This window comes from Marinilabilia sp. (assembly GCF_016278715.1).
GTDB lineage: Bacteria > Bacteroidota > Bacteroidia > Bacteroidales > Marinilabiliaceae > Marinilabilia.
Map to the genome: position 1 here is coordinate 1 of NZ_JADQBH010000018.1, position 7,685 is coordinate 7,685.

Annotated in this window: 6 protein-coding genes; 1 reads left to right on the forward strand and 5 read right to left on the reverse strand. The window is 42.8% G+C overall.

The genetic code is table 11. The annotated features are described in order from the left end of the window. From QZZ43_RS01195 to QZZ43_RS01215, 5 genes are all read right to left on the reverse strand, one after another. On the reverse strand, positions 1-535 hold a 535-nt coding region (locus tag QZZ43_RS01195), incomplete at its 3' end, for a response regulator (protein WP_291855273.1). Positions 536-538: 3 nt separating this feature from the next. Then, on the reverse strand, positions 539-2,344 hold the full coding sequence (locus tag QZZ43_RS01200) for a tetratricopeptide repeat protein (RefSeq protein ID WP_291855276.1): 1,806 nt from the start codon (positions 2,342-2,344) through the stop codon (positions 539-541). A 99-nt stretch (positions 2,345-2,443) separates the two neighbouring features. Further along, the gene (locus tag QZZ43_RS01205; protein ID WP_291855279.1) at positions 2,444-2,974 is read right to left on the reverse strand and encodes a hypothetical protein; all 531 of its coding nucleotides are present in this window, start codon (positions 2,972-2,974) and stop codon (positions 2,444-2,446) included. Positions 2,975-3,543: 569 nt separating this feature from the next. Further along, positions 3,544-3,675 carry a hypothetical protein gene (locus QZZ43_RS01210; RefSeq protein ID WP_291855282.1) on the reverse strand — a complete coding sequence of 44 codons (132 nt, stop codon included), beginning with the start codon at positions 3,673-3,675 and terminating at the stop codon, positions 3,544-3,546. Positions 3,676-3,965: 290 nt separating this feature from the next. After that, positions 3,966-5,180, reverse strand: a complete 1,215-nt coding sequence (locus QZZ43_RS01215) for an AAA family ATPase (protein WP_291855285.1) — start codon at positions 5,178-5,180, stop codon at positions 3,966-3,968. 406 nt (positions 5,181-5,586) lie between these two features. Here QZZ43_RS01215 and QZZ43_RS01220 point away from each other — a divergent pair, with 406 nt between their 5' ends. Then, the gene (locus QZZ43_RS01220; RefSeq protein WP_291855287.1) at positions 5,587-6,993 is read left to right on the forward strand and encodes an amidophosphoribosyltransferase; all 1,407 of its coding nucleotides are present in this window, start codon (positions 5,587-5,589) and stop codon (positions 6,991-6,993) included. The last annotated feature ends 692 nt before the right edge of the window (positions 6,994-7,685 follow it).

Genomic DNA, 7,685 nt, shown 5'->3' on the forward strand with positions numbered 1-7,685 from the left:
TGTAGTTGCTCTCTGCTTCGAGCCAAAGAATGTCGCTGAAATTCACTTTGTGATAGCTGGTGCTTTTTCTGAGAAAGAGGCAGCCGGGCATTTTCAACACGTACTCCTCTTTTTCATCATTTACTTCATTGGGTTCGCCACTTTGCCGGCCACTGTCGCCATAAAAGTTCTGAAGCGCCATATCGACTGCCACTTTTACCTGACGATCGTTGAAAGGCTTGAGCAGATAGGCTGAAGGATTTACCTGGCGGGCCATCTCCACCACTTCATGATTGGCCAGCGATGTGAGGAATACAAAAGGGATGTGAAACCGTTCGTTGACAATCCTTCCAAGGTCGATGCCGGTTTTAGTTCCCCGCAGGTTCACATCCACCAGCATAATATCCACCTTGTTTTCGTCGAGCCAGGCAATGGCTTCATCCACGTTGTCGATTTTTTCGGCTACCTCATAGCCCATGTCCTCCAGGCGCATGGCTATGTCTTCGGCAATCATAAACTCATCTTCAACAATAAGAATACTAATCTTGTTGCTCATGCATTAATTCTGTAGTTTGTCTGAACTCATCAATAGCTCCCATCGGCAGCCGTTGTCGTTGGTCTGGGTCAGTTCGCCCTGCAACTGCCTGATGAGAGAGTGAACCAGTTTCATTCCCAGGGAGCGACTCTTTCTGAAATCGAACCCTTCGGGAATTCCCGGCCCGTTATCGGCTATTATCAGCCGCAATTTATCATTTTCTTCTTTAAGCGCCACATCAATACGCAGCTTGCTTTCGCCGGATGCATATTTCAATGAGTTGGTCAGTAGCTCATTGATAATGATTCCCAGCGGGATGGCAAGATCGATATACAGTTTTGCCGAGGAAAGATCCAGATGTAAGTCCGCTTCTTTGCCGAAACCGTAAACCAGGTTATCCACCAGTTCTTTGATGTAATCGGCCAGTCGAATGTGGGTATCCACATCTTCGCGATACAGTTTCTGATGTATGAGCATCAGTGCATCGATGCGGCGGCGGGCAGCCACCAGTGCATCTGCAGCCGGTTCGCCCTTAAACTGAGCGGCCTGCAACGAAAACATGCTCGATACCATCTGAAGGTTGTTTTTTACCCGGTGGTTCAGCTCTTTCAGCAGCAGGGCTTTCTCTTTCTCCCGTTTTTCTATAATGTCTTTTTGCTCGGCCACTTTTTTGTAGGCCCGCTTACGCAAAATTTGCAAACGATAAAGGATGGAAAGCAACACCAACAGGATAAAAGCACTCACAGAAAGAACAGTTACAGTTCGTCGCTTACTCTGATTCTCCACCTCCAGAATACGGATATCGGCATCTTTACGGTCGAGCCAGTACTGACTCTCCAGTTGTTCCGTTTTGCGCACGTTCTCGATATTCACCAGACTGTCGTGGTAAACTTCGTACTGCTTTCGCAGTTCCAGCGCATCCTGAAAACGTCCTGTCTCTTCATAAAACCGGGATAAATCTTTGCTGATGTCCCTGATTTGTTCTTTCAGTTTCTCCCGCTCTGCCGTTTGCAGGGCATCGCGCAACAATTCCTCCCCCTGCTCCTTTTGCCCTTGCCTAATGTATATTTGAGCCAGCTCCGACTGATATACCGAGGCAGAGTAATAGTCATTCATTTCACCCAGAATCTCCATCGCAGATTTCAAAAGTTCGATGGCTTCATCCTCTTTGTTCTGCGTGCCATATACCATTCCCAGGTTACCCCGGGCATAGCCTTTTACCATCTCTACATAATCATTCTTTAGCTTTTGATTCAGCTCCAGGCACTGCTTAAACAAGATGGCAGCACTGTCGGCATTGCCATCCAATCGGTAAGTTTCACCAAGGTTAATCATGGCCAGCACCACATTGGCAGTATCTTTGCGTTGTTGAAAGGTTTTCAGGGCTTGGGAGATGTAGGTTATGGCTTTAGGATAATTATTTTCAGCAGTAAAATGGCTGCCGATTTGGAGCTGGAGATGAGCTACAATTCTTAGAGAATCACTTTTCTCATAAATTTCAAGCGCTTTAAAAGAGGATTCTATAGCTCTAGAATAATCTCCCAATCTTCTATATGCTATGGCAATTTCTTCATGAATTTTGCCTTTGATAAAATAAAAGTTATTGTTTTCAGCAACTTCCAAAGCAGAACGAGCAACCAACATTGCTTCTGTTGGTTGCCCGTCGTATTCCTTTGATAAATCTAAAAGCAATCTTATTTTAGCGCTATCACTCTTTGTTAATAAAAGAATTTGCTGAATTTTCTCTTCAATTCTTGTTGATGCCAAAATCAATGATTGATTCACAACAATTAATAAGAAAAAAACTAATATCCGTATCAAAGAGTTCATATTTTCACTAACGCTAAAGATGTAACATCGAGCGCATTTACAAAATAATAAAATACAAGTAAGATATTTTATAATAATCCATCGGGTATATAGAATAAATTAACCGTTCCCATCATCTGACCTATTGGCAATCAACGGATCAATCACCGCCATTTTATCAGCCCCTCCAATCCTGAAAAAAATCAGATAAAAAATATTTTCTTTCAGTTTTACTTTTTCGGGGGTAAAAACAGAAAAGTTGTCATCCTTTGTGGGCTTCACAATCAGATGGCCATCGAGGGTAGCTTCACACTTGGTACGATCCAGATCGAATATTTCGGCCCACTCCGATTTTTTTGTGATGGTAGGGGTAATCAAATCCATGTTGATTTCGCCATTAATGTCACCTGTCGTTTTGTCGTAAAGGGTAACCGGATACTTTTTGGAATTAGAAACCAGCGTAACCACGTACTCGGTATCGGATTCCAGAGGTAAAATTTTATTGCCTTCCCATTTAATGTCGGGTGCATCAATTTTACAAAAATCATCGGCTACCAAAGGCTTAGAAGCTGTTCCCCAGGTGGGATCTTTTCCAAAAAAATCAATCAAACTGTCGGTATCAACAGTGATTTTAATTGTCTTTTTCTTCATAGTAAATAATTTTAAGTTAGGAATAGTGTGATTATCGCCTGTGAATTTATCAAATAAAATGGTAAAATGAAATTTTCGGGTGGATTAATCGAATGGAGTAGAAGGAGGGGGAAAGGAGGGGGAAAGGAGGGGGAAAGGTGAGAAGGTGGGACGGTTAGAGGGTGGAATGGTGGAGGGTAAACATTTACATCCACTAATCATGAAGGAACAGCCACGGCAGTGGCGGCAGTATGGTAAAAATGACCCTTACGAATATAGAGACTGAGCCACGGCAATGGTGACACTTTTTTTTGTGAATTATGCATTTGAGGTGAAGAATTTAGACCCCATGAGAATAGCACCCGGGTTTAGCCGGGTGATTACAGTAAAGGCCAAGGGTCTTCTGTAGCCGGCTTCAAGCCGGCTTTTCTCAACAATCCAACAGATAATAGCTTAGGGAAGCCCGCTGAAGCGGGCTACAGAGTTTACGGGGCGGTATCTAGTCACCATGCTAAAGCATGGTGCTAATCTCATGCCCTCTTTACAAAGTCACTCCCATTTGTAGAAATAAAATGGTATAGCATGGCTCATCATAAATGGAGAATTCGGATATAACCGGAAGGAACTACACCAACACGATCTGTCACCACTGCCGTGGCTTTACCTTTCTTTTCTGTAGTTGTTATTACCACACTGTCGCCCACCTCCGGGGGCTGGGACATATACATCGGGGGTGCTGGTTACCAAAGAAAATTTCTTATAATTAGAAAAGACGAGAAAACATAGATATCTACTTTTCAAGATGGAACAGCCACGGCAGTGGTGGTAGTATGGTAAAAATGAACCTTACGAATATAGAGACTGAGCCACGGCAGTAGCGGCACATTTTTTGCTTTCAGCTTCGAACTTGCAACTTTCAGCCCTTTTCCGAAGAGCTTACAGCCATCCCTAAGAGCCAAGAGCTATGAGCTAACAGCTACTCAATTTCCACCTTGCTTTGCTCCATACCCATTCAATAAAGGAACCCCAAAAGCCAAAGCGGAATTTTATTCCCAAAACCAATTTCTATATTGTCGGCGGCAATATAGGCCTCAGTAATATTCTTAATCTGTTTGTTCGATTTATTCCTTCCACCCACTTCGAAAAGATACTTTCCATTTACAAGAAAATCACTCTTTGGTGGATACGAAACACGATTAATAAAACCAACCTGATTGTAAAAAAAAGTCTCCCGGATAGTACCCGACTGCAAATTATCAGCATCGATAGCAAACATCAGGTTGGTATTATTCAGATAAATTTTGGCAGGCTTATTCAAAATTTTGTTTCCAACCGCACGTGCGCCAAGCGTTTTTATTAAATCGCCCTTTTCAAGCAAATTAATGTACTTAATAAGTGTACGTTGATCAGCCACAAAGAGCTCTGAAGTGAGTTTTGACAAATTTGGGGTATAAGGAACAGTAGTCGCCAATACACCCAATAATTGCTTTACTTTTTGAAGCGATTCATAAGAAACATCACTTACAGTCGGGATGTCCACATCAACAACCACTCCGATAATTTCAGAAAGCCGGCTAAAATAATTCTCAGGACTCTCCGCAAAAAAAGGGTAATAACCAATCTTTAAATATTTGTCAAAGGCCGGAAGAACCTTTATTTTATCCATTACATCCTTACAAATTTCCGGATGAGAGTTCAGCATAAGATCCAGCTCAATAACAGGAAACTCAAAGTGGTGATAGAACTGAATATACTCCCGAAAAGAAAGTCCCTGTAGTAAATAACTGACCTTCCGGCGGCTTAAATCGCCCTGCCCCTGATGCAATTCCAATACAGACGAGCCGGTATAAAAAATCCGTAGCGATGGGAAGGCATCATAAACAGCCTTCATCTCCCTTGACCAGTCACTATCCTTATGCTTTAAGGGATACTTATGAACTTCATCCACAAAAAGAACTTCCCCACCGTACTTATAGAAAGTTTCGGCCAGATCGAACAAGCTGTTTCTGAAAAAGAAAGGCACATCCAAAGAAACATAAAGCACTTTTCGTCCCGTGATTGCAAGCTTTTTTGCAATCTGAAGCAACAAAGTAGTCTTTCCTGTACCCCGTGCTCCGGTAATTTCTGTTAAGCGATTATCTTCATTAATTTTATAAAAAAGACTTCGCTTAAAGTCTTCTTTCACCGAATTAACCAGTCGATTGCTAATTTCATAAAGTTGCTCCATTGCAATTATGTTTTATCTGTAAAATAGCATAATATGTTTTGAATTACAAATTTTATTTGATTTTTTTGTAATGCATTACAATATTTAATTATATTTTTTGTAACTCACTACATGATGGCAGATCAGGACACGTCCACAAATTAATGCTGAGGGAATCCCGCTGAAGCGGGCTATAGAGTTAGAGGGGCGGTATCTCATCACCATCCTGAAGCTAAGTGCTAATCTTATAAAAAACTTCAAATTGTAACTCTCCAACCGGCATGTGGAATTAATTGTAATGAAACGATAAACTCATGCCAACATATTCTCACAATTAAACCTTATAAACTACCTCTAGAACCGAACAATATTTCTATTTTTGTGACTTCCCGAAATCAATAATTGAAAATCATTAGAGCAATTTACAATGAGCGGTTTTTTTGGAACAACATCAAAAGTTGACTGTGTAGCAGATGTATTTTATGGCACAGATTATCATTCACATCTGGGTACCAAGCGTGCCGGCATGGCTTTCTACAATCCCGGAAATGGCTACCAAAGGGCAATTCACAGTCTGGAAGATGGTTATTTCAGGAACAAATTTGAGGGCGACATTGTCAACTTTGCAGGAAAATCGGGCATTGGCATCATCAGCGATTTTGAAGCGCAGCCCCTGGTCACTTTTTCCCACCTGGGGCGCTTTGGTTTGTGTACGGTATCTAAAATCAACAATCTGGAGGAACTGGCCGATAGGTTTCTTTCGCAGCACAAGATGTTTTCGGAAACCAGCCAGGGAGGTTTCAACCCCACAGAACTGGTGGCCATGCTGATTTGCGAAAAATCGAGTTTTAAAGAAGGCATTGAGCATGTTTATGCAACCATCAAAGGTTCCTGTTCCATGCTGATTTTGCACGAAGACCGCATCATTGCCGCCCGCGACAAAGTGGGACGTACGCCCATCGTAATCGGAAAAAGAGATAACGCCTACTGTGCCGTAAGTGAAACCAGCTCCTTTCAGAACCTGGGCTACCAGATTGACAAATACTTAGGACCCGGCGAAATAGTGGAAATTACCGCCGAAGGATATTCTGTTTTGCGCAAACCCTCAGAGAAATTGCAGATTTGTTCATTCTTGTGGGTTTATTACGGTTATCCACCATCGTTTTACGAAGGCATCAATGTGGATGAATGCCGCTACCGGTGCGGAAAGAAACTTGCCGAAGATGACAATCAGGAAGCCGATTTTGTGGCAGGGATTCCTGACTCGGGCATTGGTCATGCCATGGGTTACAGCAATCAGGCACGCATTCCGCTTATGCGTCCTTATGCCAAATATACACCTACCTGGCCACGCAGTTTCATGCCCCAAAACCAGAATATGCGTGAATTGGTGGCAAAAATGAAACTGATACCCAACACGGCGCTGCTCAAAGACAAATCGGGGATATTTCTTGACGACTCCATTGTTCGCGGCACCCAGCTGACCGACAATGTGAAAGACCTGCACAATGAAGGCATCAAAGAAATTCACATGCGCATTGCCTGTCCGCCACTCATCTACCCCTGTGAATATCTGAATTTCAGCCAGTCGCGCACAAAACTGGAACTGGCTACCCGCAAAGCCATCTTAAAACTGGAAGGAACGGAAGATACCGATTTCGCAAAATACACCGATCCGGAAAGTGAAGATTACCGCAAAATGGTAGATCAAATCAGAGAAAATCTGGGACTAACCACCTTAAAGTTCCAAAAGCTGGATGATTTAGTGGAGGCCATCGGATTACCGAAAGAGCAGTTGTGTACCCATTGTTGGGACGGTACAGGGGAAGGGTAATTATCCTGAGAATAGCACCCGGGTTTAGCCGGATGATTGTGTGTGAACTTGAAGGTCTTCTGTAGCCGGCTTCAAGCCGGCTTTTCTGAACAACCCAACAAATCATAGCAAAGGGAAGCCCGCTGAAGCGGGCTATAAAGGTGGAGGGCTGGTATCGCATCACCATGCTGAAGCATGGTGCTAAACTCATGAAAACTACTCAATGCCAAGCCATTTTATCACATTGGAATTGTATTGCATGGCTCATCCTAAATTGAGATTCAAACAAAGACGATTTTTCGATGAAACAACCTTGTTTTTAGGCTTACCTGCCAAGGTCGGGGTTGCCTTCAAGATTGGAAAAACCAAATCTCATATATTGGGGACATAAACAGAAGAAATGACACCCATGAGAATAGCACCCGGGTTTAGCCGGGTGATTATATGTGAAGTTGAGGATCTTCTGTAGCCGGCTTCAAGCCGGCTTTTCTGAACAACACAACAAATCTTAGCAAAGGGAAGCCCGCTGAAGCGGGCTATAAAGGTGGAGGGCTGGTATCGCATCACCATGCTGAAGCATGGTGCTAAACTCATGAAAACTACTCAATGCCAAGCCATTTTATCACATTGGAATTGTATTGCATGGCTCATCCTAAATTGAGATTCAAACAAAGACGATTTTTCGATGAAACAACCTTGTTTTTAGGCTTACC

Bases quoted from the DNA above. Each gene is read 5' to 3' on its own strand.
- QZZ43_RS01205 (WP_291855279.1), bottom strand. From the start codon at position 2,974: ATGAAGAAAAAGACAATTAAAATCACTGTTGATACCGACAGTTTGATT.
- QZZ43_RS01220 (WP_291855287.1), top strand. From the start codon at position 5,587: ATGAGCGGTTTTTTTGGAACAACATCAAAAGTTGACTGTGTAGCAGAT.
- QZZ43_RS01200 (WP_291855276.1), bottom strand. From the start codon at position 2,344: ATGAACTCTTTGATACGGATATTAGTTTTTTTCTTATTAATTGTTGTG.
- QZZ43_RS01215 (WP_291855285.1), bottom strand. From the start codon at position 5,180: ATGGAGCAACTTTATGAAATTAGCAATCGACTGGTTAATTCGGTGAAA.
- QZZ43_RS01210 (WP_291855282.1), bottom strand. From the start codon at position 3,675: ATGTCCCAGCCCCCGGAGGTGGGCGACAGTGTGGTAATAACAACTACA.